General features: G+C 72.7%; 22 protein-coding genes and 1 pseudogene. 9 read left to right on the forward strand and 14 right to left on the reverse strand.

What is annotated here, in order from left to right:
- The first annotated feature begins 140 nt into the window (after window positions 1-140).
- Complete coding sequence (locus Aiant_RS08290; protein ID WP_189332600.1) at window positions 141-917, forward strand: NYN domain-containing protein; 777 nt, start codon at window positions 141-143, stop codon at window positions 915-917.
- Between the two features lie 8 nt (window positions 918-925).
- Here the strand turns inward: Aiant_RS08290 and Aiant_RS08295 are convergent, their stop codons facing one another.
- The 6 genes from Aiant_RS08295 to Aiant_RS08320 form a co-directional block, all read right to left on the reverse strand.
- Window positions 926-1,216 carry a hypothetical protein gene (locus Aiant_RS08295; protein WP_189332599.1) on the reverse strand — a complete coding sequence of 97 codons (291 nt, stop codon included), beginning with the start codon at window positions 1,214-1,216 and terminating at the stop codon, window positions 926-928.
- A 104-nt stretch (window positions 1,217-1,320) separates the two neighbouring features.
- Window positions 1,321-1,920, reverse strand: a complete 600-nt coding sequence (locus Aiant_RS08300; protein WP_189332598.1) for a PilZ domain-containing protein — start codon at window positions 1,918-1,920, stop codon at window positions 1,321-1,323.
- 84 nt (window positions 1,921-2,004) lie between these two features.
- Window positions 2,005-2,787, reverse strand: coding sequence for a polysaccharide lyase family 7 protein (locus Aiant_RS08305; RefSeq protein WP_189332597.1), 783 nt, complete (start codon window positions 2,785-2,787; stop codon window positions 2,005-2,007).
- A 206-nt stretch (window positions 2,788-2,993) separates the two neighbouring features.
- Entirely contained in the window at window positions 2,994-4,922 is a 1,929-nt protein-coding gene (locus Aiant_RS08310) for a hypothetical protein (RefSeq protein WP_189332596.1), read from the reverse strand.
- Complete coding sequence (locus Aiant_RS08315) at window positions 4,910-5,245, reverse strand: PadR family transcriptional regulator (RefSeq protein ID WP_189332595.1); 336 nt, start codon at window positions 5,243-5,245, stop codon at window positions 4,910-4,912. Before Aiant_RS08315 ends, Aiant_RS08310 begins: the two co-directional genes overlap by 13 nt.
- Window positions 5,246-5,294: 49 nt before the next feature.
- Window positions 5,295-5,858 carry a TetR/AcrR family transcriptional regulator gene (locus Aiant_RS08320; RefSeq protein ID WP_189332594.1) on the reverse strand — a complete coding sequence of 188 codons (564 nt, stop codon included), beginning with the start codon at window positions 5,856-5,858 and terminating at the stop codon, window positions 5,295-5,297.
- Window positions 5,859-5,925: 67 nt separating this feature from the next.
- On the opposite strand from Aiant_RS08320, the gene Aiant_RS08325 reads away from it, so the two are divergent.
- Together Aiant_RS08325 and Aiant_RS08330 are read left to right on the forward strand one after the other, a co-directional pair.
- Window positions 5,926-6,891 (forward strand): alpha/beta hydrolase, encoded by a 966-nt coding sequence (locus Aiant_RS08325; RefSeq protein WP_189332593.1) that lies wholly within the window; start codon window positions 5,926-5,928, stop codon window positions 6,889-6,891.
- A 118-nt stretch (window positions 6,892-7,009) separates the two neighbouring features.
- Entirely contained in the window at window positions 7,010-8,344 is a 1,335-nt protein-coding gene (locus tag Aiant_RS08330) for a glucose-6-phosphate dehydrogenase (protein WP_189332592.1), read from the forward strand.
- Here the strand turns inward: Aiant_RS08330 and Aiant_RS08335 are convergent.
- Both Aiant_RS08335 and Aiant_RS08340 read right to left on the reverse strand, forming a co-directional pair.
- Complete coding sequence (locus Aiant_RS08335) at window positions 8,327-9,577, reverse strand: alpha-amylase family glycosyl hydrolase (RefSeq protein ID WP_189332591.1); 1,251 nt, start codon at window positions 9,575-9,577, stop codon at window positions 8,327-8,329. The genes Aiant_RS08330 and Aiant_RS08335 overlap by 18 nt on opposite strands.
- A gap of 13 nt (window positions 9,578-9,590) precedes the next feature.
- Complete coding sequence (locus Aiant_RS08340; protein WP_189332590.1) at window positions 9,591-10,832, reverse strand: NADH:flavin oxidoreductase/NADH oxidase family protein; 1,242 nt, start codon at window positions 10,830-10,832, stop codon at window positions 9,591-9,593.
- Window positions 10,833-10,892: 60 nt separating this feature from the next.
- On the opposite strand from Aiant_RS08340, the gene Aiant_RS08345 reads away from it, so the two are divergent.
- Together Aiant_RS08345 and Aiant_RS46985 are read left to right on the forward strand one after the other, a co-directional pair.
- Entirely contained in the window at window positions 10,893-11,492 is a 600-nt protein-coding gene (locus Aiant_RS08345; protein ID WP_189332589.1) for a TetR/AcrR family transcriptional regulator, read from the forward strand.
- 271 nt (window positions 11,493-11,763) lie between these two features.
- A pseudogene (locus tag Aiant_RS46985) lies at window positions 11,764-12,060 on the forward strand (acetoacetate decarboxylase family protein); the annotation flags it as partial.
- A 398-nt stretch (window positions 12,061-12,458) separates the two neighbouring features.
- Here Aiant_RS46985 and Aiant_RS08350 read toward each other — a convergent pair.
- From Aiant_RS08350 to Aiant_RS08370, 5 genes are read right to left on the reverse strand one after another with little or no spacing between them, the layout of a single operon-like run.
- Complete coding sequence (locus Aiant_RS08350; RefSeq protein WP_189332588.1) at window positions 12,459-12,830, reverse strand: hypothetical protein; 372 nt, start codon at window positions 12,828-12,830, stop codon at window positions 12,459-12,461.
- Complete coding sequence (locus Aiant_RS08355) at window positions 12,831-13,397, reverse strand: GNAT family N-acetyltransferase (RefSeq protein ID WP_189332587.1); 567 nt, start codon at window positions 13,395-13,397, stop codon at window positions 12,831-12,833.
- 20 nt (window positions 13,398-13,417) lie between these two features.
- The gene (locus Aiant_RS08360) at window positions 13,418-14,359 is read right to left on the reverse strand and encodes a hypothetical protein (protein WP_189332586.1); all 942 of its coding nucleotides are present in this window, start codon (window positions 14,357-14,359) and stop codon (window positions 13,418-13,420) included.
- Window positions 14,331-15,932, reverse strand: coding sequence for an acyl-CoA synthetase (locus Aiant_RS08365; protein WP_189332585.1), 1,602 nt, complete (start codon window positions 15,930-15,932; stop codon window positions 14,331-14,333). The genes Aiant_RS08360 and Aiant_RS08365 overlap by 29 nt, the downstream gene beginning before the upstream one ends.
- Entirely contained in the window at window positions 15,919-18,699 is a 2,781-nt protein-coding gene (locus Aiant_RS08370; RefSeq protein WP_189332584.1) for a type II toxin-antitoxin system Rv0910 family toxin, read from the reverse strand. Before Aiant_RS08370 ends, Aiant_RS08365 begins: the two co-directional genes overlap by 14 nt.
- Window positions 18,700-18,821: 122 nt before the next feature.
- Between Aiant_RS08370 and Aiant_RS08375 the strand changes: the two genes are divergently transcribed.
- The 4 genes from Aiant_RS08375 (at window position 18,822) to Aiant_RS08390 (ending at window position 23,131) form a co-directional block, all read left to right on the forward strand.
- The gene (locus Aiant_RS08375) at window positions 18,822-19,442 is read left to right on the forward strand and encodes a TetR/AcrR family transcriptional regulator (RefSeq protein ID WP_189332583.1); all 621 of its coding nucleotides are present in this window, start codon (window positions 18,822-18,824) and stop codon (window positions 19,440-19,442) included.
- 2 nt (window positions 19,443-19,444) lie between these two features.
- A complete protein-coding gene (locus Aiant_RS08380; protein WP_189332582.1) occupies window positions 19,445-20,596 on the forward strand; it encodes an acyl-CoA dehydrogenase family protein in 1,152 nt (383 codons plus the stop codon).
- A gap of 719 nt (window positions 20,597-21,315) precedes the next feature.
- A complete protein-coding gene (locus Aiant_RS08385; RefSeq protein WP_189332581.1) occupies window positions 21,316-22,014 on the forward strand; it encodes a Crp/Fnr family transcriptional regulator in 699 nt (232 codons plus the stop codon).
- 112 nt (window positions 22,015-22,126) lie between these two features.
- A complete protein-coding gene (locus Aiant_RS08390; RefSeq protein WP_189332580.1) occupies window positions 22,127-23,131 on the forward strand; it encodes a hypothetical protein in 1,005 nt (334 codons plus the stop codon).
- Here Aiant_RS08390 and Aiant_RS08395 read toward each other — a convergent pair.
- A complete protein-coding gene (locus tag Aiant_RS08395) occupies window positions 23,051-23,293 on the reverse strand; it encodes a hypothetical protein (RefSeq protein WP_189332579.1) in 243 nt (80 codons plus the stop codon). The two genes, Aiant_RS08390 and Aiant_RS08395, sit on opposite strands and share 81 nt — an antisense overlap.
- Between the last annotated feature and the right edge of the window lie 11 nt (window positions 23,294-23,304).

Consider the following 23,304-nt stretch of genomic DNA (forward strand, 5'->3'; position numbering starts at 1 on the left):
CGGGCGGTCTTGCGGCGAGCGTGCCTCGCGTGCAGCCACGGGACAGGGTCGTTGTGGTTGGCTCAGGGGTAGGCGTACAAAATGCGGGTTGGCGGTGAGAATCGCCTACCGTAAGCGGACAACCGCGAGCAGGAGAACCGATGACCGTCAGCACTGAAACCGCCCGCCTCGCCGTGCTCATCGACGCGGACAATGCGCAGCCGTCGATTGTCGAGGGGCTGCTGGCCGAGGTGGCGAAATATGGGACCGCGCACGTGAAGCGGGCCTATGGCGACTGGACCGGGACGAATCTGCGCGGGTGGAAGGAGCACCTGCTCGCCTACAGTATTCAGCCGATTCAGCAGTTCGCCTACACCACCGGGAAGAACGCCACCGACGCGGCGATGGTCATCGATGCGATGGATCTGTTGTACTCCGGGCGGCTGGACGGGTTCTGCATCGTCTCCAGTGACAGTGACTTCACCCGGCTGGCGGCGCGGATCCGGGAGTCCGGGCTGATCGTGTACGGGTTCGGGGAGCGGAAGACGCCGAAACCGTTCGTGGCGGCGTGCGACAAGTTCATCTATTCGGAGAACCTGACCGCGGAGCCGGACGATTCGCCGGTCGCGCCCCGGCCCGCGGCCGGCACCGCGCCGTTGCGGTCGGACAGCGCGCTCGTCAACAAACTGCGTAATGCGGTGGAGGCGGCCTCGGACGACGACGGGTGGGCGGCGCTGGCGGCGGTCGGGCACATCCTGACCAAGCAGAGTCCCGATTTCGACGCGCGGAACTGGGGGTACACGAAATTGAGCGATCTGCTCACCGCCGTCGGCCTGTTCGAATCGGAGCGCCGGCCGACCGAGAAGGGCAAGACGGCGGTCATCTATGTGCGTGACCGCCGGCGCCGCCCGGAGCGCAAGCCGGCCGAAACCGCCTGAGACGGCGGTCAGGTCATCGCGGGCTGTTCGAGGTCGAGCTGGAGGTGGCCGGGCAGGCGGAAGCCGAGCGCGTCCAGCCGGCACGTCGCGCGGACCCGGGTGGTCTGGCCGGTCGGCAGGGTGACCAGGGAGCCGGGTGGGACGTCGGTGTCCGGTGGGCAGAAGACCACGGTCCGGGTGGGGTTGACCACGACGGGGCCGATCACGGTGGGTTCGGCGTAGCGGTTGCCGTGGCGGGCGGTGACGCGCACCGTGGTCGGTGCCGGCGTGTGCAGCAGCGCGAATTCCAGCCAGGTCATACTTCGATCATTGCCCGGCTCGGCAAGACTCATGCATCAGGCGCGGCCGGGCACGAACGCGGCGAGCGCATCAGGCGCGGCCGGGCACGAACGCGGCGAGCGCATCAGGCGCGGCCGAGGACGAACGCGGCGAGCGCCTTGGCGTCGCCCGGGTCGATCCACTCGAAGGTGCCGCGGAGCTGGTCGGAGCGCTGGTCGACGGTGCTCACCGCGGCGGTCATCTCGCCCCACGGCATGGTGACGTGCAGCAGCGTCCGCAGGATCGCCGAGGGCAGGTGCGGACTGTCCTCGCCGGCCGTCGCGCGCAGCAGCAGGCCGCTGGTGGAGATGTCCTGGACCTCGCCGGCCAGCGCGACCAGGCGCTGGTCCGCACCGGTGTCCACCTGCGCGGTGCCGGTAGCCGGGTAGGAGCCGGGGCGCCGGGGCGAGTCGCGGCGCTGGACCACGCCGGTCGGTGAGTCGCCGAGCACGGTGATCAGGCCGCCGCGCAGCTCCGCCTCGACCCAGGCGACGCCGGCGTTGCTGGTCAGCTCCAGGATGCCGTAACGGCGGACGCCGGGGCCGGGGTCGTCGAAGGTGAGCACCGGCATCGGCGGCAGGTCGGCGATGAACGGCGCCTTCGCCTCGGCGAGGCAGATCAGCGGGATCGTCTCCATGTCCGGGCAGCGCAGGGTGAGGGTGCTTCCGGCGGACACCGTGATCATGGTTTCCTCCTCGGTTCCCCTCTGACGTTCTCACGACGGCGGGCCGGGCCGGGGCGGTTCGCCCGGTTCCCGGCCCGCCCGCGCTCAGCCGTGCTTGACGGTCAGGCTGTAGAACTTGACCTTCGCGCCGTTCGTGGTGCTGTCCGACGAGGACTGATTGTAGGAGCCGGCCTTGAAGTACTGCCGGTAGGGGTTGAACGAGGACGGGATCGGGTAGCTGGTCCTGGTCCCGTTCACGGTCAGGTTGATGGTGTTGCCGGTCACGTTGATGACGTAGGCCCACTTCACCCCGAGCGCCACGTTCCCCACCTTGTGCAGGGTCTGCCCGCCGGCGGGCGAGTTCTCGGTGCCGAGGTAGATGTCGCCGTTCGGCCGGTAGTACAGCTCCAGCAGCGGCTTGGTCGACGAGCCGCCGGAGCCGAGGTGCACCTGGCCGACGCAGACGTTCTTGGTGACCGACGGGATCCGCAGCTGGGCGCTGAGCGTGTGGTTGCCGGCCAGGGTCCAGTCCGCGGCGCTGCCGTTGGGGTTCATCTCGCGCAGCTCGGAGCGGGCGTAGTTGGAGTTCGGCGTGGTGACGCCCTTCTCCGGCGCCCAGAAGGTCATCGACCCGTCGTTCTTGTCGGTCCAGAAGTATGCCGGGTTGCTGTACCCGTTCGTGCCCTTGAGCTGCGCCGGCGGGATGGTGTCCGGCTTGCCGGGTGAGCCGGTGGGCAGCTGGAGCTGCCAGACGGACAGGTCGAAGTTGCCACCGGGCGGCAGGGCCGGGTCGAGGGTGGCCGCCGACGCGGCGGTGATGCCCGCGACGCCGAGCCCGCCGACGACGACCGTCGAGACGGCGAGGGCCAGCAGAGTGCGCTTGCGCATGGGAGAGACCTCGATGCGATAGGGATCGGCCTTGCCTGAGGGGGAATTGGCAAGTTGGTTGCCAATAAAGCAGGCGGTCGATACCCGGGTCAACCGATCGGTCCCGATCAAACCCTTAAGAAACCTTAAAACCGAGTTTCCGGTACGCCCGGACCGGCGCCGGCGAGCGATCGCCGGCGCCGGTCCCCCCCCATACGGACGGCCGGTCAGCTCGGGTCCGGTGGCACCAGGACGGGCCGCGGCGGGGGCACCGGCCGGGCCACGCGGGTGCGACCCGGCGGGTAGGGACGGGTCAGCGGCAGGCGGCCGGCGACCAGGCCGGCCGGGATGGCCATCAGGACCGCGATCAGGTCGGTGTCGGCGCCGTTGACCGGCGGGTTGCCGGCCAGAGCGGTGAAGAGGGCGGCGACCGGCAGGGCGATGGACGCGTACAGCAACGGCACCAGCACCACCGGGACGACGACCACGGCCATCGCCGTCGACGCCGGGTACCGCAACCAGTCCCGCCAGTGCCGGGGACGCGGGCCGGCCAGCACCACGACCGCGAACAGCAGCAGGACGATCAGCAGCAGGATCTCCTGGAACCGGCCGTCGTCCGGCTGCGGATGGCGCAGCCGGATCAGCCACGGCCCGGCCCCGGCGAGAGCGCCGAAGAGCAGCGCCACGGCGCCGCGCAGCCGGCTGACCGTCCCGGCCGCGCGGACCGCGACGGCGACCGCGACCATGGCCAGCAGCGAGCCGACCGCCGCGCTGCCGAGGTTGAGCGCGCGCTCCACGTCGGTCGGCGACTCGGTCTCGGTGGCCAGCGCGGCCATCACGGCGGCGGTCAGCGCCACGGTCAGCAGCACCCGGTGGCGGGGCACGACCGGAACGGTGCCGGCCACCAGCGCGGCCACCACCGCGACGGCGGCGAGCAGGACGGTGCCCGAGGTGGGATCGATCCGGTCGAGCTGGATGTCGACCACCAGCCAGAGCAGGCCGCCCAACAGCACCCGCCGGGTGGCCCGGCGGTCGCCGCGCACGGCGACCAGCAGGATCATCAGCACCGCGAAGAGCGCGCCCCAGCGCAGCTCCCGAGCCCAGTACGTGTTGTTCTCCCCGGTCGCGTCCAGATCGTGGACCGGCTCGCTGAGCGGCTGGAGCACGGTCACGCCCAGCGCCCACAACGCCGCACCGGCGGAGGCCAGACCGGCGAGCACGAACCTTTCCAGGGCCGGCCGCCACCAGGGCGCCGGCGCGGCGGCCCGGTCCACCGGGACCGGCTCGGGTTCCGGGTCGGCCGGCACCACCGGGCTGGCCCACCGGCGGACCGTGGCCCGGGCGAACACCACGGCGAACACCGACCAGGGCAGCAGGAAGGCGACCATGTCGACCACGCCGGACAGCACGTAGATCGGCTCGATCACCAGTGAGTCGCCGAGGTAGAGCGGGGCGACCGGCAGCGCCGAGGCGAGCGGGACGCCCACCACGGCCAGCGCCCAGGCTCGGGTGTGCCGGCCGGCGCTGAGCGCTCGCACGGTGGCCGCGACCAGCGGGATCATCAGGATCGCCCAGGCGCCGGCGGCGAGCAGGCAGTTCAGGAAGATGCCCTCGCTGCGCACCAGGAGGAAGAACGAGTGCAGCGCGGCCAGCGGCAGCACCACCGTGGCGGCGACACCCAGGCTGCCGGCCGGGCCGGGGTCGGGCGCCCCGCGCCGGCCGATCCACCGGCCGGCCAGGACGGCGTAACCGGACATCAGCACGGCCATGCCGATGCCCGTCAGCGCCCCGATGAGCAGCCAGGAGTTCTCATTGTCGCCGTAATCGGAGAGCACGCTGCCCAGCATCGACCGGACGACCATGGCGAGGCCCATCCCGAACGCGCCGGCCAGCGCCACCTGCGACGCCGACCGCAGCGCGGCGCCGGCCCGCAGCCACTCCCAGCCGCCGCGCGGCGCGCCCTCCTCGTCGAAGGTCAGCGGCGTGACGGCGAGGCTGATCGCGAAGGCGAGCCGCCGCCAGGCGGTGCCGGACCGGCCCTCCAGGGCGGCGAGCTCGGCGGCCCACTCCCGGGCCAGGTCGTCGCGCAGGTCGGCGGGCCAGCGCCGGGCCGCCGCGCGCAGGCAGGCGGCGGTCAGCCGGGTCAGGAAACCCATGTCGGCCTCGCCTTCACCGCGGCGCCCGCGGTCGCGTGCCGCTGACGGTACGCCGCGAGCTCGGTCCGGGCCGTGGTGGCCGCGTCCGGGGTGAGCCGGTGCCACCGGCGGGCCGGCCGTCCGGCCAGCGACGGGTCGATCTCCTCCCAGTGCGACTCGAGCCAGCCGGCTCGATGGAGTCGCATCAGGATCGGGTAGACCGTGCCGCTGGGGCAGCCGGTCGCCTGCATGATGTCGAGGCCGTAGCGCTCGGCGGCGGGGTCGTCCAGAAACACCTGGATGACCCCGGCCAGGGCGGCCGTCATTCGTAGGGGTGACGCCATGCCGGCATACGCTACATAGCCCTAGCAACTTTTTCTACATAGGGGTCGATCAGCCTTCCAAGGCATGCCGGGTGATCGCGATCAGGGCGTCCACGTCGCGCCGCGCCATCGGCTCGCCGGTCATGCCCAGACGGTGCAGCAGCGTGCCGACGATCACGTCGATGAGGAAGAGCACGCGGTGCTCCGGCTCGCCGAGCGCGTCCTGCAAGGCGAGCCGGTACGGATCCTGGAAACGGGTGGCCAGGATCTCGCGCAGCGCCGGGTCGTTGACCGCGTCGGTGAAGACACCGGCGAAGGCCGCGCCGATGCCGGGCTCCCCGATCAGGGCGTCGATCCAGCGCACGGCGTTCGCCAGGATCTCGCCGCGGGTGGCGCCGGTCAGCGGCACCGGGCCGAAGGCGTCCAGCAGGCAGGCCACGATCAGCTCGCCCTTGGACGGCCAGCGCCGGTAGATCGTGGTCTTCGCGACGCCGGCCGTGGCGGCGATCCGGTCGACCGTGGCGCGCGTGTACCCCACCTCGTCGACGGTGCGCAGGGTCGCGGCGAAGACGGTCGCGTCGACGCCGGCGCGGGGCCGGCCGGGCGGGCGGGCGGGTTCGGCGGTGCTGGGCATGGCAGCACCCTATCAATTACGCTACCTTTAGTATCGATACCGAAGGTAGCGTAATTGGGGAGGGCCGATGCCGAACACGATCGAGGCGCCGCTGGCGGTGCGGCTGCTGGACCGGGTGCGCCGGGAGCCGGACTGGGCGACCATGACCGCCGAGCGGCTGGCCGCCCTCCAGGTGACGGAGAACCGGCGACGGGCGTCCCGGCTGATGCGGGTGATCACCGGGTTCCCAGAGCCGGGGGTGACGATCGCGTGGGAGCGGGTCGCGCTGACCGGGCGGGACGTGCCGGTCCGGGTCCACCGGCCGGAGTCGGCGCCGGGTGAGCTGCCGCTGGTGCTGCACGTGCACGGCGGCGGCTTCGTGGGCACCGCGGCGCAGAGCGACTGGATCAACAGCTCGCTCGCCGCCCGGCTCCCCGCCGTCGTGGTGTCGGTGGAGCACCGGCTGGTCTCGCCGGCGGTTCCGCTGCTCGCCGGCGTCGACGACGCCTGGGAGGTGCTGTGCCACGTGTTCCGGCACGCGGCGCGGTGGGGCGTCGACCCGGGCCGGGTCGCGGTGTTCGGGGAGAGCGCCGGCGCGGCGATCGCCGGGACGGCCGCGCTCCGCGCCCGGGACGCCGGGCTGGCGCTGCGGGCGCAGGTGCTGGTCAATCCGTGCACCGACCTGACCGCGACGGCGTTCGACTATCCGTCGATGCGGGAGCACGCGGACAGCCCGGGGCTGAGCCTGGGGGTGATGCGGTTCCTCCAGCGGATGGCGGTGCCGGACGGGGCGGACCCGCGGGCGGTGTCGCCGCTGCACGCCTGGGACGTGGCCCGGCTGGCGCCGGCGCTGGTGGTGGTGCCGACCGTGGATCCGCTGGCCGATCAGGGGCGGGCCTACGCCGAGCGGCTGCGGGTGGCCGGGACGCCGGTGCGGCTCACCGAGCACCCCGGGGCGACGCACGCGTTCGTGAGCATGCCCGGGGTGGTGCCGCAGGCGCGGGCCGCCCGGGAGGAGATCGCCGGCTTCCTGCGGGAGCGGCTCGGGAGCTGAGGTGCCGGCGGCGGCTGCCGGTCCACGGTCGGGCCGTTCGAGAGCTTCGCGGGGCGGGCGGACCCGCCGTACCCGAATCGGGGTTGTATTCGAGGTTGGTGGGGCAACCCTGGAAGTCATGACGAAACAGGACGCCACGCAGACATTGGTGATTCTGGGCGCTTCCGGGGATCTGACGGCGCGGCTGCTGCTGCCCGGGCTCGGGGCGCTGCTGGCCGCCGGGGACGCGCCGCCGGTGACCCTGGTCGGGGCCGGGACGGACGAGTGGGACGCCGAGCGGTGGCGGGAACGGGTGGCGACGGCCTTCGGTGAGCACGGCAAGGCGAAGCGGGCGGCGGAAACCCTGGACCGGACGCGGTATGTGCGGGCCGACGTCACCCAGCCGGACGACCTGCGGAGGCTGCTGGACGGGGCGGACGGGGCGATCTCGATCTTCTTCGCGTTGCCGCCCGCGGTGACCGTGAAGGCGTGCGAGGCGCTCCTCGACGTCGGGCTGCCCGAGGGGACCCGGCTGGTGCTGGAGAAACCGTTCGGGACCAGCGCGTCGTCGGCCGCCTCGCTCAACCGGCTGCTCACCCGGCTCGCACCGGAGGAGCGGATCCACCGGGTCGACCACTTCCTCGGCAAGTCGACCGTGCTGAACATTCTCGGACTGCGGTTCGCCAATCGGATCTTCGAACCGCTGCTCGGCTCGGAGCACGTGGAATCGGTGGACATCGTCTTCGACGAGGAGCTGGCCCTGGAGGGGCGGGCCGGTTACTACGACAAGGCGGGTGCGCTGGCCGACATGATCCAGAGTCATCTGCTCCAGATCCTGGCGCTGCTGACCATGGAGGCGCCGCTGTCGCTGGACCCGCAGGTGTTCCGGGACGGGATCGCGGAGGCGCTGCGGGCCGTCCGGCTGTGGGGCGGCGACCCGAAGGCGTCCAGCGTGCGGGCCCGATACGCGGGGTACGCGGGGGAGGCCGGGGTGGACCCGGCCCGGCAGACCGAGACGCTCGCCGAGATCGTGCTGGCGGTGGACAACTGGCGGTGGGCCGGGGTGCCGTTCCGGCTGCGCTCCGGCAAGGCGCTGGGCACCGGGCGCAAGGAGGCGGTGATCCTGTTCAAGGAGCCGCCGCGCATCCCGGACGGGTTCCGGGGGCCGGACCAGCCCGACCGGCTCCGGATCAGTTTCGGACCCGACCGGCTGGCGCTGGACTTCGACATCAACGGGCCGGGCGACCCCTTCGTGCTCGACCCGGTGACCCTGGAGGCCGAGTTCGGGCCGGGCGAGCTGCCGCCGTACGGCGAGGTGCTGCGCGGGGTGTTCGAGGACGACCCGCTGCTGTCGGTGCGCGGCGACGTCGCCGAACAGTGCTGGCGGATCGTCGAGCCGGTGCAGGCCGCCTGGCGGGCCGGCGAGGTCCCGCTGCTGGAATACCCGGTGGGCAGCTCAGGTCCCCAGGATTGACCAGCCGTGGGCCGGGACGGTCGTGCGACCGCGCCCGTCACCGGGCGTGTCGGCGTCGAGCAGGGTCAGCTCGGCCGCATCGATCGGGAAGTCGACGGCGGCGTCGCCGACGTTGAGCAGCGTGACCAGCCGGTCGGCCGCGCCGGCGGACTCCAGGGCGGCGGCCGTGTTGGTCAGGTGGATCGCTCGGGTGCGGGCGTGCGCGAGCCAGGAGTGCCGGCGGCGCACGCCGATCAGGCGTTGGTGCAGGCGATAGGTCGGCCAGCCGAACGGGGCCAGCGACTCCGGCCGGTCCGGGAAGGCCGGGCGGATCGCGTCGTCACCACCGGCGCGATCCTCCTTCAGCCCGCGGAACGCCTGTTCGTCGCCGTAGTAGACGCTCGGCACGCCGCCGACGGTGAACAGCACGGCCAGGGCGTGCCCGACGTGCCGCTCGTCGGTGAGGCGGGTGGCCAGCCGGGTCACGTCGTGGTTGCCGACGAAGGTGAGCGGCAGGCCCGCGCCGAGCACGTCGTTGTGCCGGTCGAGCGCCCAGGCCAGCTCGAAGAAGTTGCGGTCGTTGAGCCCGCTCCAGATCGCTTTCCACAGCTCGTACTGGGTGATCGAGTCGAGGCCGCTGTCCCGCAGGTACGCCACGTAGTCGCCGTGGATGACCTCGCCGGTGAACCAGGCGTCCGGGTGCAGCGGCCGCACCCGCTCCAGCGCGGCGCGCCAGAACCGGGGTGGCACCGCGTAGGCCGCGTCGAGCCGCCAGCCCGACGCGCCGCGGGTCAGCCAGTGATCCATCACCCGGACCACGTGGTCGAGCACTTCGGGCTCGTCGTGGTCGAGGGCGACGAGTGAGTCGTGCCCCTCGAAGACGGCGCGGTCGGCGGATCCCGGCCCGGTCCGCCGGAACCAGGACTCCGGGGCCTGGAAGCCGCGGCCCACGTGGTTGAACACGCCGTCGAGCAGCAGGCGCAGGCCACGGTCACGGGCCGCGCCGGCGAGCTTGTCGAAGTCGGCGTCGTCACCGAGCCGCGGATCGACGGTGAAGTGGTCCACCGTGTCGTACCCGTGCGTCTCGGCGGCGAAGATCGGGCCGAGCTGCAGGCCGGACGCGCCCAGCTCGACCGCGTAGTCGAGCCAGTCGATCAGATGTGGCAGCCGGTGGCCGGGTCCGGCGCGGAGGGCGCCGGAGAAGCCGAGCGGATAGACGTGCCACCAGACGGCGTGCTCGATCCAGCCCTGCATGCGCTGCTCCCCACTAGTGCGCCGGACGGTCCCGCAACCAGCTACGGTATCGGCGCAGGGCGGCGCGCTGCCGTACCGTATCGGTCAGCAGCGCGAGTTGGGGGCTGATGCCCGGTTTGGTGGGGCGGCCAGCGCCCAGGCGGCGCAGCTGCCCGCGGACCCGGGCCATGCCCGCGGCCGAAGCGATCGCCTTGTCCTCGATGCGGACCGGCGCGAGCTCGACCTTGGCGGCCGGGTCGTGGCGCCACCTGTCCGGCAGGTGCGGGTCGACGGCCAGGGCGCTGCCCATGCCGACCAGCTCGACGCCGCCGGCCAGCACCTCCTCCGCGACCGGGCGGCGGACCACGCCCCCGGTCAGCATCAGCGGAATCGCGCTCGTCCGCACCAGATCCTCGGCGAGGGTCAGGAAGTACGCCTCCCGGGCGCGGGTGCGCTCGTCGCCGGCCTGCCCGGTCATCGCCGGGCTCTCGTAGCTGCCCCCGGAGAGCTCGACGACGTCGACGCCCAGCGGCGCCAGCATGGCGATGACCGCTCGCGCGTCGTCGGCGTCGAAGCCACCGCGCTGGAAGTCGGCCGAGTTGAGTTTGACGGCCACGGCGAACTCCGCAGGCACCACGGCACGCACGGCGCGGACGACGTCGAGCAGCAGCCGGGCCCTGTTCTCCAGGGAGCCGCCCCACCGGTCGGCGCGCCGGTTGGCCAAGGGTGAGAGGAACTGGGAGAGCAGGTAACCGTGGGCGGCGTGGATCTCCACACCGTCGAAGCCGGCCTCGTGGGCACGGCGGGCGGTGGTCGCGAACCGGGCGACCGTCTCCTCGATCTGCCGCTGCGACATCGCCACCGGCTCGGCGAACCGCTTGCTGTTCCTCCCGAGGTCGACCCGGATCGCGGACGGGCCCCAGGCGACGCCCGGCATGTCGGCGCGCACCTGCCGGCCGGGGTGGTTGATCTGCATCCAGACCCGGGCGCCGCCGCTCTTGGCGGCGGTCGCCCACTCCCGGAACGGCTCCAGCGGTGCCCGAGCGTCCAGGACGACACCCGCGGGGCCGGTGAGCGCCTCGGCGTGGACCATGACGTTGCCGGTGATGATCAGGCCGACCCCGCCCCGGCTCCACTGTCGATAGAGCCGGAACAGCGCGGCGTCCGGCAGCTGGCCGCGGACGGCCATGTTCTCCTCCATGGCGGCCTTGACCAGCCGGTTCGGCAACTCGATGCCGTTGGGGAGGGTGAAGGGCGTGAAGACCGAGGACATCATGGCTCCCGGGTTGCGGTATGTTTACGGTGCTTACATGAGCGTAAAGAGGGGATGTTAGCGGTGTCAACTTCGGAGAAGAGTGGCTACCATCACGGCGACCTGCGCGCCGCGCTGCTGACCGCCGCGATGGGCATGCTGGAGGCGGGTGAACCGTTCTCCCTGCGCGCCGTGGCGCGCGAGGCGGGCGTCTCGACCGCCGCGCCGTACCGTCACTTCGCCGACCGCGACGCCCTGGAGTCCGCCCTGGCCGCGCAGGGCCTGCGCGACCTGCGGGCGGACCTGACCGAGGGGCGGGACCCGCCCGCCTCGCCGGACGACCTCGGTGACCTGGCGGTCGCCTACGTCGCTTTCGCGCTGCGCCGCCCGGCCCTGTTCCGGCTGATGTTCGGCAACGCCTGCGACGAGGGCAGCGAGGAGCGGGTCAAGGCCGCCGCCGAGATACACGACCTGCTCCGGCTCGCCATGGCACGGGTCTTTCCGGCCGGCGACGCCGAGGGGCTCGCGGCCGCCGGCTGGGCACTGGCGCACGGGCTGGCGTTCCTGCACCTGGACGGCAAGCTCCCGGCGCGGTCGGACGAGGAGGTCGCCGCCCACGTCCGCGCCGCCCTGGCCGCCATCCTGTCGGTCCGCAGTGTTGACGATGCTTACATCGCGCCCTAGCCTCGCCATGTAAGCACCGCAAACATGAAGAGGTGGCGCGATGGCGCAGAGGATGGTCACGGTCGATCTCGGCGGCCGCCCGGTCGAGGTCCCCGAGGGCGGGCTGTACGACCGCTACCGGATGGGCGCCGACCTCGACGTCGTCGCCGGGGACCCGCGGGTGAGCAGCGTCGACTTCTTCCGGCAGTTGCCCAAGGCGCGGGTCGACTCCCCGATCGGGGAGACCCTGACGCCCAACTTCTACTACCGGATCTCCACCGCCCGGCTCACCATGGTCGCGCCCTCCCGGGCGATCCGCGGGCGACTGCCCAGGGAGCTGGCGCCCCTCGAAGTGGCGCCCGGCCTGGGGCTGGTCTCGGTCATGTTCTTCCGCTACGACGTGTGCGACATCGACTTCTACACCGAGGCCGCGGTCGGCGTCGCGGTCCGGCCGGCCCGGCACGGCGGGCTCGGCCTCGTCGACACGGTCGCGGCCCTGACGAACGAGCATCTGTACTCCTACGTGCTGTCGCTGCCGGTCAGCAGCCAGATCGCCCAGGTCCGCGGGCACGACGGCTACGGCTTCCCCAAGTGGGTGGCCGATCTCGACGTCGACATCGACGGACGGCGCACGAGCGCCCGGGTGGCGGGTGATCTGGCGCTGTCCGCTGCCACGCCGCGGCAGACGGCACACCGCAGCGGCGAGGTGGTCACGGCGCTGACGTCGTACACGACGATCGGCGGGGCCTGGCACGCGACGTTCAGCCAGACCAACGTGCTCTCCGCCGGCACCTCCCGCTTTCCCCGGGGCGTACGCCTGGAGCTGGGCAACGGCCGGCTCTCCGACGACGTCCGATCCCTGCGGCCGCTGCGGACGATCCAGCTCGACGTGGTCACCGAGGGCAGCTCGCGCTGCACATGCCCGTGCCGACCTCGGTCCGCGGACCGGGCTGAGGGGAACCCGGCGTGCTCCTCGGCGTCCGCCGGTCACTCGACGTCGTCGTCGACGTCCGGGATCTCCGGGCAGCCCTCGCCCCGCAGGTACAGGGCTTCCCCGGCAACGTGGGCGGACCCGCTGTCGCCGACCAGGCTGCCGTCGACGTACACCTCGATGTCGGCGCCGGCCGGGATCGGCGCGTGGAAGACGTTGCCGACCGGGATCGAGCCGCCGGCGACCATCTTGCCGGCGGTGCGGAACTCGATCCGGACCTGCTTGCCGGCCGGGCGCTCGGCGGTCGGCGTCAGGCACACGGCGAGACGTTCCCGCGGATCGGGCGCCTCCCCGCCGCATCCGCCCGCGGCGGCCAGCAGAGCGGCGGCCACCAGGACCGGGACGAGGCGGGCACGCACAGCGGCCACTCAACCACCCGTCGATCTTGGTGTCCAGCCGCCGGAGCGGTCCAACCGCAACACCAGGTGCTGCCCGTCGTCGATCGGGTTGTCCGGCTCCAGCTCGCCCTGGGCGACCGGCACGAACCCGGCCCGTTCCAGGGCCCGCCAGGACGCCCGGTTCGCCCTGGCGACCGGCACCACGATGCACGACGACTCGGACAGATCGGCCCAGGTGCGCGCGACGAAGGCGGCGATCATCGCGGTGCCCAGGCCGCGTCCCACGTCACCCGGCTCGCCGATCAGGTAGTCGATGCTGACCGCGCCCGGCGGCACCGGGTAGACCGGCGCCATCTCGGCCAGGTACTCCGGGTAGTCGGTCCACAGGCAGCGCTGCACCAGCCCGACCGGGCGTCCGGCGAGCAGCGCCAGCCAGTCCTCGTTCGGCTCCTCGCCGCGCGCGGACGGCCCGAAGTCCCGCTCCACCGCCTCGGCGGACCACTCGTGGTTCCACCAGCGCGCCACGTGCGGATGCGACAGCCACCGCGCGAGCAGCTCGAAGTCACCGGTGCCGACCCGCCGGAAAGTCCAAGCCATCCGGCCAATCTAACCGCCGTTCAGGCCAGCGGGATCGCGGGACGGATGCGCATCGTGCCGTAGTCACCGTCGTAGCCGGAGTCGCGGTACGCCGTGGCGATCGTCAGCCAGGAGAGGAAGCTGCCGGCGCCACCGCAGACGGCGCTCCCGCCGTCACCGCCACACACCACGTCCCGGCTGGCGGTGCGCTCCTCGCGGTAGGGATCCTGACCGATGTGGAGGCCGAACCGGTTGGGTTCGCGGTGCGGACCGGTCTCCGCCGACCACGGGTCGCCGTCCGGGTTGTCGTCGCCCCAGCGGAACAGGGTGGCCACGCCGCCGCCGCAGGCGTGCTCCCACTCGTCCGGCGTCAGCAGCCGCTGGCCGAGCCCGGCCAGCCGGTCGACCTCGCCGTCGTAGGACGGGCTGCCGAGCAGCCAGGCAGCCTCAACGGTCCAGTCAGGTCGCAGGATCGCGCGGGCGGCGCCCGACCACTCGATCTCTCCCGGCGCGGGCTCCGCCGCCGGCCGGGGACGCCGCCGGGCCCGCTCGACACGGCGGACGATCTCCGGATGGTCCGGCGGCACCGCGACCACGCCCGCCTCGGCGGCTTCCACGGCCACCAGCAGCGGCGGCACCACGACGGTCCGGCGGGCGGCGGTGACCGCGTCGGTGAACTGCCGGATGTCCTGCTCGATGCCGTACTCGTCCGCGCTCTCCGCGAAGCTGGCCGCCTGCCGCGGGGTCGGCTCGAACCGGTCGCCGTCGAAGCCGACCGTCACCTCCCCGCCCGGCACGAACGCGAACCGCTCGCCGGCCACCAGGAAGAATGCGACCGGGCCGGGCCGGCCGGCGTACTCGTGCGCGCGGACCTCGATCAGCGTGGCGCCGGACCGCGCGGCGATCGACCTCGCCACCGCCTCGGCGGCCCCCAGATCCAGGCGGGACCACTGCTCAGGGGAGGGGGCCGGTGGGTAGGTCACGGCGGATCACCTTACCGGTCGGGTTGCGGGGCAGCTCGTCGATGAAGACCACGTCGCGGGGGACCTTGTAGCGGGCGAGCAGCGCCCGCACATAGTCCCGGATCTCCTGCGGGTCGCGGCTGGCGTCCTCGGTCGGGACGATGAAGGCGCGCAGCCGGCGGCCGAACTCCGGGTCGTCGACGCCGATCACCGCGGCCTCCACGACGTCGTCCCGCTCGGCCAGCAGGTTCTCGACTTCGAGCGGGTACACGTTCTCCCCGCCCGAAATGATCATGTCGTCCTCGCGGCCGTCGATGTAGAGCAGGCCGTGCTCGTCGAAGTGGCCCCGGTCGCCGGTGGACATGTAGCCGTCGATGACCTGCTTGTGCTGCCCGTCGGTGTAGCCCTCGAACGGGATGCCGGTACGCACGAACACCCGCCCGGTGACGTGCGGCCGATCGACCCGCCGGTCCTGGTCGTCGTAGATCGCGACGCGCACGGTGACCGGCGGCTTCCCGACCGTCCCGGGCGCCCGGCGCGACTCGGCCGGCTGCGCGACCGAGGCGACCGCGACCTCGGTGGACCCGTACACGTTGTAGATGACCTCGCCGAACTGGTCCTGGAACCGGTTGGTCAGCTCGGGCGCGAGCGGCGAGCCGGCCACGAAGACCGTGCGCAGCGCCGACGTGTCGTACTTGCCGATGATCTCCGGGCCGAGCGACAGGATCCGGGTCAGCATGGTCGGCACGGCGACCAGCATCTGCGCCCGGTGCTCGGCGAGGGCCCGCAGGATGCCCTCGGCGTCGAACCGGCGCATCAGCACGGCGTGCGCGGCGAGCGACATCCCGACCGTCCAGGCGCCGAACCCGGTGCTGTGGAACAGCGGCGACGCGACCACGATGGTCCCCTGCCGCGGGAACGGGATCCGGTCCGCGATCAGCGCGCTGGCCAGCGGCGACACCTTGGTGCGCGGGGCACCCTTGGGCAGGCCGGTGGTGCCGCTGGTCAGGATGATGAAACCGGCCGGGCGGTCCGGCAGCGGCAGCGGGGTGACCGGCTGCCCGGCGATCAGCATGTCGATGGTCTTGTCGGCGGCGCCCTCGTCGGCCCAGGTCAGGTATCGCGGGACGGCGTCCGGCAGGGCGTCGATCAGATCGGCGAACTCGCTGTCGTACAGCACCGCGCGGACGTTCTCCCGGGCCACCACCTCGGCGAACTGCTGCGGCGCGAGGCCGGTGTTCATCAGCGCCAGCCGCAGCCCGGCACGCGCCGCGGCGCTGATCGTCAGCACCAGTCCCCGGTGATCCCTCGCCAGCACCCCGATGACCGATCTGTCCGGGAGACCCAGGCTCTTGAGGGCGTGCGCGAGCGCGTTGGACTGCTCGTCCAGCTGCCGATAGTTCAGCGTCCCGCGCTCGTCGGTGAGGGCCGGCCCGTGCGGGTGCTCGATCGCCGCCTTCATGATCAGGGCGGCCTGCGGCCCGAGCCGTCCGTTGCGGATCGCGGCGCTCACCAGATGATCGGGCCGGAGCAGGTTGACGATGCCGATCTGGTGCATCCGCAGCACCGCGTGCAGGTTCTCAAGAGCGCTCACGATCAGCCCTTCGGTAGGCCTTCGGTAGGTCGAAACTCGCGGAGCCGAGCACCACACCGGCGATCTCGGACAGGTGGTCGAAGGCCTCCGCACTCGTCCAGTCGCCCTGCTCGTCGACGATGCGTTTGGCCAGGAGGACGGCGAGCGCCGGGTGCGCCGCGATCGAGACCGCCAGATCGAAGGCCGTTGCGTACGCCTTCCCGACCGGAGTCACCCGGTTGATCAGCCCGAGATCGTGCAGCCGCCGAGCCGGCATCGGCTCCCCGGTCAGCGCGAGTTCCAGCGCGGTCGCCCGGGGCAGGCTCCGGGCCAGCCGCAGCACTCCCCCGGCCGCGGCGACCAGCCCGCGCTTGACCTCGGGAATGCCGAACAGCGCGTCCTCGGCCGCGACGATCAGGTCGGCGGCCAGCGCGAGCTCGAACCCACCGGCCAGCGCCGCACCCTCGACCGCCGCGATCAGCGGCTTCCTCGGCGGTTCGGCGGTCAGCCCGAGCAGGCCACGGCCCTCGGTGATCGGGTACTCGCCGCGAGCGGCGGCTTTCAGGTCCATCCCGGCGCAGAACATCGGCCCGTTGCCGGTGAGCACCGCGACCCGGGCGTCCGGGTCGGCCTCGAACTCGTCGATCGCGCGTTCCAGGCCGCGGGCGGTGGCCAGGTCGACGGCGTTGCGGACGGCGGGCCGGTTGAGCCGGATCACGGTGACCGGGCCGTGCCACTCGACCACCACCGGCGGCTCCCCCGGCGGCGGCAGCGCCACCGGGGTGTCGTCGAACGGATCCCCGTCCAGCGGTTCGGTGGCCCGCACCACCCGGGAGCCGTCGTCGAGGATCTCGGTGACGATCCCGGCCTCCGGGGTGCCGTCCCGGCGGTAGGTGACGGTATACGCCTCAACAATGCCCGATCTATCAGCATTTAAGGCGACCGAGCGGGTGGGACGGTGCAGCCGTATGTCCGCGTCGATGTCGCGGAACTCCCCCACGGGCGGGTCGGTGGAGAGAACCGTCGCCGCGTGCTTGGTCATGTACCAGCCGACCGCGGTGGCCAGGCCGTAGCTGCCCGGGTCGTGGCGCAGCCGGAAGCACAGGTTGGCCAGCGAGTGCCCGGCATAGTTGTTGCCCGGGCCGCCGGCGAAGGTGAGGCCGCCGGTGACGGTCAGCGGCCGCTCCGGGTCGTCGATCGGCAGGCCGAGCTCGGCGGCGGCGATCTGCACGGCGGAGGGGAAGCAGGCGTACAGGTCGAGGTACCTGATGTCGTCGATGGTGAGCCGCGTGTGGTCAAGGACGGCCCGGCCGATCGCGTGGATGGCGGGTGAGCGGGTCAGGTCGGCGCGCTCGGTCACGTGCCACTCGTCGGTGGCGTGCGCCCCCACGTGCGGGAAGATCCAGAGCCGCTGGTCGATCCCGGCCTCCCGCGCCACCTCGGCGCTGCACACGATCAGCGCGCTGGCCTGGTTGACCTGGAGGTTCGCGGCGAGCAGCTTGGTGTACGGCGCGCAGACCAGACGGTTGTCGCCGTCGACGGTGGCGAGCTGCTCCGGGGTCCGGAACTCCTGAAGCCAGGCGTACATGTTGCCGGCGGCCGCCTGGGAGAGCCGGGACCAGAGCTCGGTGATCTTCTTCCGGTGCTCGGCCACGCTGAGCCCGTCGCGGCGGCGCAGCGCGTTCTCGATCAGGGCGTAGAAGTGCAGCGGGGAGACCAGGCCGGCGGCGGTCTCGGCGGCATTGTTCGGTTCCCGGTCGGTGCCGAGGGTGCGGGTCGGTGCCGTACCGTCGGGCTGGGTCGGCCAGTCCAGCGGCTTGCCGGCGCGTTCCGCGGCCGCGGCGGTGGCGGCGGCCTCGGCGCCGGCGATCAGCGCGATCCGGCTCTCGCCCCGGCTGATCGCGGCGGCGAGGTCGTTGACCAGGCGCAGCGGGCCGTCGCCGCCGAAGAGTCCGGTCTGGACGGTCCGGGCCGGGCGGGCGCCCACCCGCTCGGCGAGCAGGGCGGCGCCGTCCGGGTACTGCCAGGAGACGCTGGCCACCCAGCCGACGGTGTCGGCCGAGGTCACCAGGTTGTGCTCGATGAGGATGTCGGTGGAGGCGCTCTCCATGGCGCGGGCGGCGAGAGAGACCGGATCGCCCGCGGCCGGGTTGGTGGTGCGCTCGCGACACTGACCGATGCCGACGATGACGGGCGTCCACGGATCGATCTCCCGCCCCGTCCGCAGATGCCTGATCGTTCCGGGCTTTTCGCGCTTTATCAGTGTCAAAGTTCGGTCAGAGCCGCTGGACGGGCCGGTGAAGTCGGCTCGAGCCAGCCGCTCCAGCGAAGCCCGCAACGCCTCGGTGAGACTCCGCGCCACCATCGGCCCCAGCGGACCGTCGGTCGGCCCGCCCTGCACCCCACCGTCGAGCCGGACCAGCGTCCCGCCATCCGAAGGCGCGACCGACAGGTAGACCCCGACCTCGATCCCCATCGGCCCGGTCCCGTCCAGCCAGACCGTCCGGCCGGAAAGACCCCGGACCGTCCAGCGCACCTCGACTGGCGTCCCCATCAGCTTCACCCGCTGCGCGAACCGCCCGCCCTCGACCAGCGCACCCGGCGGTGCGGCCGGCCACCCGCTGTGCATGACCAGCCAGTCCGCCATCCGCGCCGGGTCCGTGAGATGGGCGAGCACCCGCTCCGGCGGCGCGGCCACGGAGACGGACAGGGTCCAGGGGCGGCTCAGCAGCCGTGGCGGCTCGACGACGGGCGGTGGTGCGGGCACAGCTCGGCGGCGAAACCGCATCGACGAACCCCCAAACAGTCTCGCGTGACGGTAATCCAGTGACCTGCATCACGACAAGACCGAAAACGGCCAGGAAAATCCGCAGTGGACTCCACTAACCGTCAGGTCGTACGGTAAGTGCCGTGAGGCGGACGCAAGCCCAGCGCAGCGAGGCCACCCGGCTCCGGATCCTCGACGCCACGTGCCAGTCACTCGTCGAGCGGGGTTATGCCGAGACCACCACCGCCGAGGTGCTGGCCCGCGCCGACGTGCCCCGCGGCACCCTGCTGCACCACTTCCCCACCAAGGTCGACCTGCTGGTCGCCTCGGTGCAGCACGTCGCCCGGCGGCGGCTCGACGCGCTCGCCGCCGAGCTGTCCGCGCTGCCCGACGACGCGGACGAGCTGGACGCGTTCATCGACGGCGTCTGGCACCACTTCTCCGCCCCGCTGTTCTGGGCCGCGCTGGAGTTGTGGAACGCGGCCCGCACCGACGCCGAGCTGCGCGCCGCGCTGATGCCGGTGGAGAAAGAGATCTTCGGGGTGCTGCACGAGCGGGCGAGCGCGCTGCTCGGCGACGACCCCCGGGTGCCGACCGTGGTCCAGATGACCTTCGAGGTGATGACCGGCCTGGTGATGACCGGCATCGTCAGCGGGGAGCTGGGCCGCCGCGAGTTGTTGATCCGCCGGTGGAAGAGGGCGGCCGCGATCCTGCTCGGCCGGCGCGCCCCGGACACCCTCGTCGAACGCGCGAAGGGAACCTGAGGATGTACGAAGACCCGTTCGAGACCGCGGAACGCACCGCACTGCGGGAGGCGATGGCTTCTTTCGTACGCAAAGAGGTCCTGCCCTTTCTGAACGACTGGGAGCGAGCCGGCGAGATCCCCCGCGAGCTGCACGCCGGCGCCGCGAAGGCGGGACTTTATGCCGTCGGCTTCCCGGAGGAGGTGGGTGGTGACGGCGGCGACACCGTCGACATGGTGGTCGCCACCGAGGCGTTCCTGGAGGCCGGCGGCTCGTCCGGCTGCCACGCCGCGCTGTTCACCCACGGCATCGCGCTCCCCCACATGATCGCGACCGGCGACCCGGCACTGATCGACCGGTTCGTCCGCCCCGCGCTGGCCGGCTCCGTGCTGTGCTCGCTCGGGGTCACCGAGCCGGACGCCGGTTCCGACGTCGGTGCGCTGCGCACCACCGCGGTCCGCGACGGCGACGACTACGTGGTCAACGGCGCCAAGATGTTCATCACCTCCGGCACCCGCGCCGACTTCGTGACCACCGCGGTGCGCACCGGCGGCCCCGGCTCGGCCGGGATCAGCATGCTGGTGATCGAGCGCGGCACGCCCGGCTTCGCGGTGTCCCGCAAGCTCGACAAGATGGGCTGGCTCTGCTCCGACACCGCCGAGCTGTCGTTCACCGACTGCCGGGTGCCGGCCGCCAACCTGGTCGGCGCGGAGAACGGCGGCTTCCCGCTGATCGCCCAGGTCTTCGTGCCGGAGCGGATCATCGCGGCGGTGCACGCCTACTCGGTCGCCCAGCGCTGCCTGGACCTGACCCTGGAGCAGGTGCGGCGGCGGGACACGTTCGGCCGGCCGCTGATCAGCCGGCAGGTGGTCCGGCACAAGCTGGTCGAGATGCGGCAGCGGATCGAGCTGGCCCGCACGTTCACCCGCCGGGTCGCCGCCCGGCACGCCGCCGGCGAGTGGGTGGCCGGCGAGGTCTGCCTGGCCAAGAACGCCGCGGTCGAGGCCTGCAAGCACGTCGTCGACGAGGCGGTCCAGTTGCACGGCGGGATGGGTTATCTGCGCGAGTCCGAGGTGGAACGGCATTACCGCGACAGCCGGATCCTCGGGATCGGCGCCGGGGCCACGGAGGTGATGGCCGACCTGGCCGCCAAGATCTTCCAATACGACCGCTGAGACCCGCTTGACGGTACGACCTCAGCGTCACCCCACGACGCGGAATTCCCGGTCCCGGCCACGCGAGCCGGCCGGGCTCGCAGAAATGCCGGGCTGGCACCCACGGCCCTATCCCACGCCCCGATAGGGCCACCAGGACCAGCCCCGACTACCGAGCTGGCACCCACGGCCCTATCCCATCCCCCGATAGGGCCACCAGGACCAGCCCCGACTGCCGGGGCTGGCGGGAATGCCGGGCTGGCGCCCATGGCCCTATCCCACGCTCCGATAGGGCCACCAGGACCAGCCCCGACTGCCGGGCTGGCACTCATGGCCCTATCGGGCGCCTTGATTGGGCCACCAGGACCAGCCCCGACTGCCGGGCTGGCGCCCACGGCCCTATCCCACGCCCCGATAGGGCCACCAGGACCAGCCCCGACTACCGGGCTGGCACCCACGGCCCTATCGGGCGCCTTGATAGGGCCACCAGGGCCAGCCGGGGTGGTGCACTGCGAGGCAGGGGACGCTGCCCGGGGCACGGCTGCGGGCGTACCGGAAAAGTCGGACTTCGGGCGGCGAGTGGACAGCGGACCGGAGCATCGGTCGGCGGTGACCGGCGGCCGACAGCCCGGGTGGCCTGGCGCGCAGAACCGCAACCAGCGGGTCCGGGAGGGCGGTGGGCGTATCGAAAGCGGTTTGTGGTGTTGCGAAGCCGACCGGCGAACGGATGCAATGTCGGCATGACGGGTGCTGGCGAGCCGGCGTGGGCGCCGGGGTCCTTCCTGGACCTGATCACCGCGGCCGAGCGGGACGAGCTCTTCGCACTGGGCGCCACGCGACGGCTGCCCGCCGGGCGCACGCTGCTGGCCGAGGGGCATCGGGACACCCAGGTCGAGGTGCTGCGGGAGGGACAGGTCAAGGTGACCCGGCAGGTCGGCGGGGTGCCGCGGCTGCTGGCCATCCGGCTGCCCGGGGACATCGTCGGCGAGTTCGCCGCGTTCACCGGCAGCGAGCGGACCGCGACCGTGACCACCTGCGGCGACGTGGTGTCCACGGTGATTCGGCAGCGCGACTTCATGGACTTCGTCGGCCGGCATCCGAACGTGGCGGTGCAGGTCGCGGCAACGATCGGGCGGCGGCTGCGGTGGGCGAACGAGCGCCGCACCGAGTTCTCCGCCTTCCCGGCGCACGTGCGGCTGGCCCGGGTGCTGCTGGAGATCGCCACGAGCTGCGGCGAGGCGGTCGAGGACGGCGTGCGGATCGCCGTGGAGCTGTCCCAGACCGAGCTGGCCTACCTGATCGGCGCGCGCGAGGACACCGTCCAGCGGGCGCTGCGCCAGCTGCGCACCGACGGCCTGCTGCGGACCGGGTACCGGCGGATCGTGGTGCTCGACGAGGACGGCTTGCGCGATCTGGTCGAGAACGCCGAGTGGACCTGAGCGGACTCCGCCATATAACGGAAAGTCACTGCCCCGAGGGTGCTCCAATGTGCTTCCACCGGCCCGGACCTGCGGGCCAGACGGAGGTTTCATAACTGAAAGTGAGGGTCTGATGACTGTCGCTGACGGGTGGGGGGCACCTTCCAGCGAACCGGCCTCTCTGCGCGAGCTCGCCGCTCGCGGCGAGCTCGGCACGACCTCGGGCGCGGCCCGGCGTGCGCTCTACCGGGCGGCGTGGAGCGTCGCCCATCCGATCGTGTTCGACGCGGTCACCCGCCGGTTGGAGCAGCGCCGCGGCCACGCGCGCTGCGCCCGGGGCCTGCGCCTGCTCGACGGTCCCTGCCTGGACGGGTTCCACGACGACGTGGAAGCCGTCGTCGATCACCTCTTCGCGACCAGCCGGCCGATCCACGACCTGGAGGCGTGGCTCACCGCCCGGGCGCCGAACGCCACCATCGACGGGCACCGCCGCCGGCGCGGCGACCGGGGCGCCCTGCAACGCCCGCGGATGACCCGGACGCTGGCCGCCGCCCTGCCCGACGACCCGTGGCTGCACGAGCTGGCGCTGCGCCTGCTGGTCTGGGTCGGGCTGCCGGTCGGAGCGGGCGCGGTGCTCTGGCCGATCGAGGTGTGGGCGCGGGACCGGGCCGCGTTCACCGGCGACCGGGAGGGCAGCACCCCGGCCCGGGTGCAGGCCGAGGTCGACGTCGTGCTGGCGGCGATGCGCCGGCGACCGGACTGGTACGCGGCGCACGTGGAACGGCCGCTGGGCGGCAAGACCGCGCCGGTGGCCGGGTCGCCCGGGGACAGTCCCGGCGATCCGCGACCGCTGACCGCCGATCCCGGGGAGATCGCCGAGACCCGGATCGTGGAGACCGCGGCGGCGGCGGTCCAGGCGCTCGCGGCGGGCCTGGCGTCGGGGCGGGACGTGGCGGGGACGGTGGAGCGGGTGCTGCGGACGCTGTTCCTGGACGGGACCGGGGTGGAGGAGATCGATCGGCCGCCGGGGGCCGGGGCCTGGGCGGAGGCGCGGCTGTCAGCGCTGCTCGGTGACCCCGTCGCCCGGGACGCCCTGATCGGCCGGGTCGTCCGGCTCATCGGCGAGATCGTGGGCTAGCTCCTCGAGCGCCCGGCGGCGGGCGGCCAGCTCGTCGGCCAGGACCGTGGCCGGGACGCCGTCGTCGCGGGCGGCCCGGGCGGCGGCTCGCAGCTCGTCCTCGAGCAGGCGCCGCAGGCGGGCGGCCTGCTCGGGGCTGAGCTCCATCAGCGGTGTCCGCACCTGGTGATCAT

The organism is Actinoplanes ianthinogenes (assembly GCF_018324205.1).
In the GTDB taxonomy this organism is placed as follows: domain Bacteria; phylum Actinomycetota; class Actinomycetes; order Mycobacteriales; family Micromonosporaceae; genus Actinoplanes; species Actinoplanes ianthinogenes.

Bases quoted from the DNA above. Each gene is read 5' to 3' on its own strand.
- Aiant_RS08290 (WP_189332600.1), top strand. From the start codon at position 141: ATGACCGTCAGCACTGAAACCGCCCGCCTCGCCGTGCTCATCGACGCG.
- Aiant_RS08295 (WP_189332599.1), bottom strand. From the start codon at position 1,216: ATGACCTGGCTGGAATTCGCGCTGCTGCACACGCCGGCACCGACCACG.
- Aiant_RS08300 (WP_189332598.1), bottom strand. From the start codon at position 1,920: ATGATCACGGTGTCCGCCGGAAGCACCCTCACCCTGCGCTGCCCGGAC.
- Aiant_RS08305 (WP_189332597.1), bottom strand. From the start codon at position 2,787: ATGCGCAAGCGCACTCTGCTGGCCCTCGCCGTCTCGACGGTCGTCGTC.
- Aiant_RS08310 (WP_189332596.1), bottom strand. From the start codon at position 4,922: ATGGGTTTCCTGACCCGGCTGACCGCCGCCTGCCTGCGCGCGGCGGCC.
- Aiant_RS08315 (WP_189332595.1), bottom strand. From the start codon at position 5,245: ATGGCGTCACCCCTACGAATGACGGCCGCCCTGGCCGGGGTCATCCAG.
- Aiant_RS08320 (WP_189332594.1), bottom strand. From the start codon at position 5,858: ATGCCCAGCACCGCCGAACCCGCCCGCCCGCCCGGCCGGCCCCGCGCC.
- Aiant_RS08325 (WP_189332593.1), top strand. From the start codon at position 5,926: ATGCCGAACACGATCGAGGCGCCGCTGGCGGTGCGGCTGCTGGACCGG.
- Aiant_RS08330 (WP_189332592.1), top strand. From the start codon at position 7,010: ATGACGAAACAGGACGCCACGCAGACATTGGTGATTCTGGGCGCTTCC.
- Aiant_RS08335 (WP_189332591.1), bottom strand. From the start codon at position 9,577: ATGCAGGGCTGGATCGAGCACGCCGTCTGGTGGCACGTCTATCCGCTC.
- Aiant_RS08340 (WP_189332590.1), bottom strand. From the start codon at position 10,832: ATGATGTCCTCGGTCTTCACGCCCTTCACCCTCCCCAACGGCATCGAG.
- Aiant_RS08355 (WP_189332587.1), bottom strand. From the start codon at position 13,397: ATGGCTTGGACTTTCCGGCGGGTCGGCACCGGTGACTTCGAGCTGCTC.
- Aiant_RS08370 (WP_189332584.1), bottom strand. From the start codon at position 18,699: ATGCGGTTTCGCCGCCGAGCTGTGCCCGCACCACCGCCCGTCGTCGAG.
- Aiant_RS08380 (WP_189332582.1), top strand. From the start codon at position 19,445: ATGTACGAAGACCCGTTCGAGACCGCGGAACGCACCGCACTGCGGGAG.
- Aiant_RS08385 (WP_189332581.1), top strand. From the start codon at position 21,316: ATGACGGGTGCTGGCGAGCCGGCGTGGGCGCCGGGGTCCTTCCTGGAC.
- Aiant_RS08390 (WP_189332580.1), top strand. From the start codon at position 22,127: ATGACTGTCGCTGACGGGTGGGGGGCACCTTCCAGCGAACCGGCCTCT.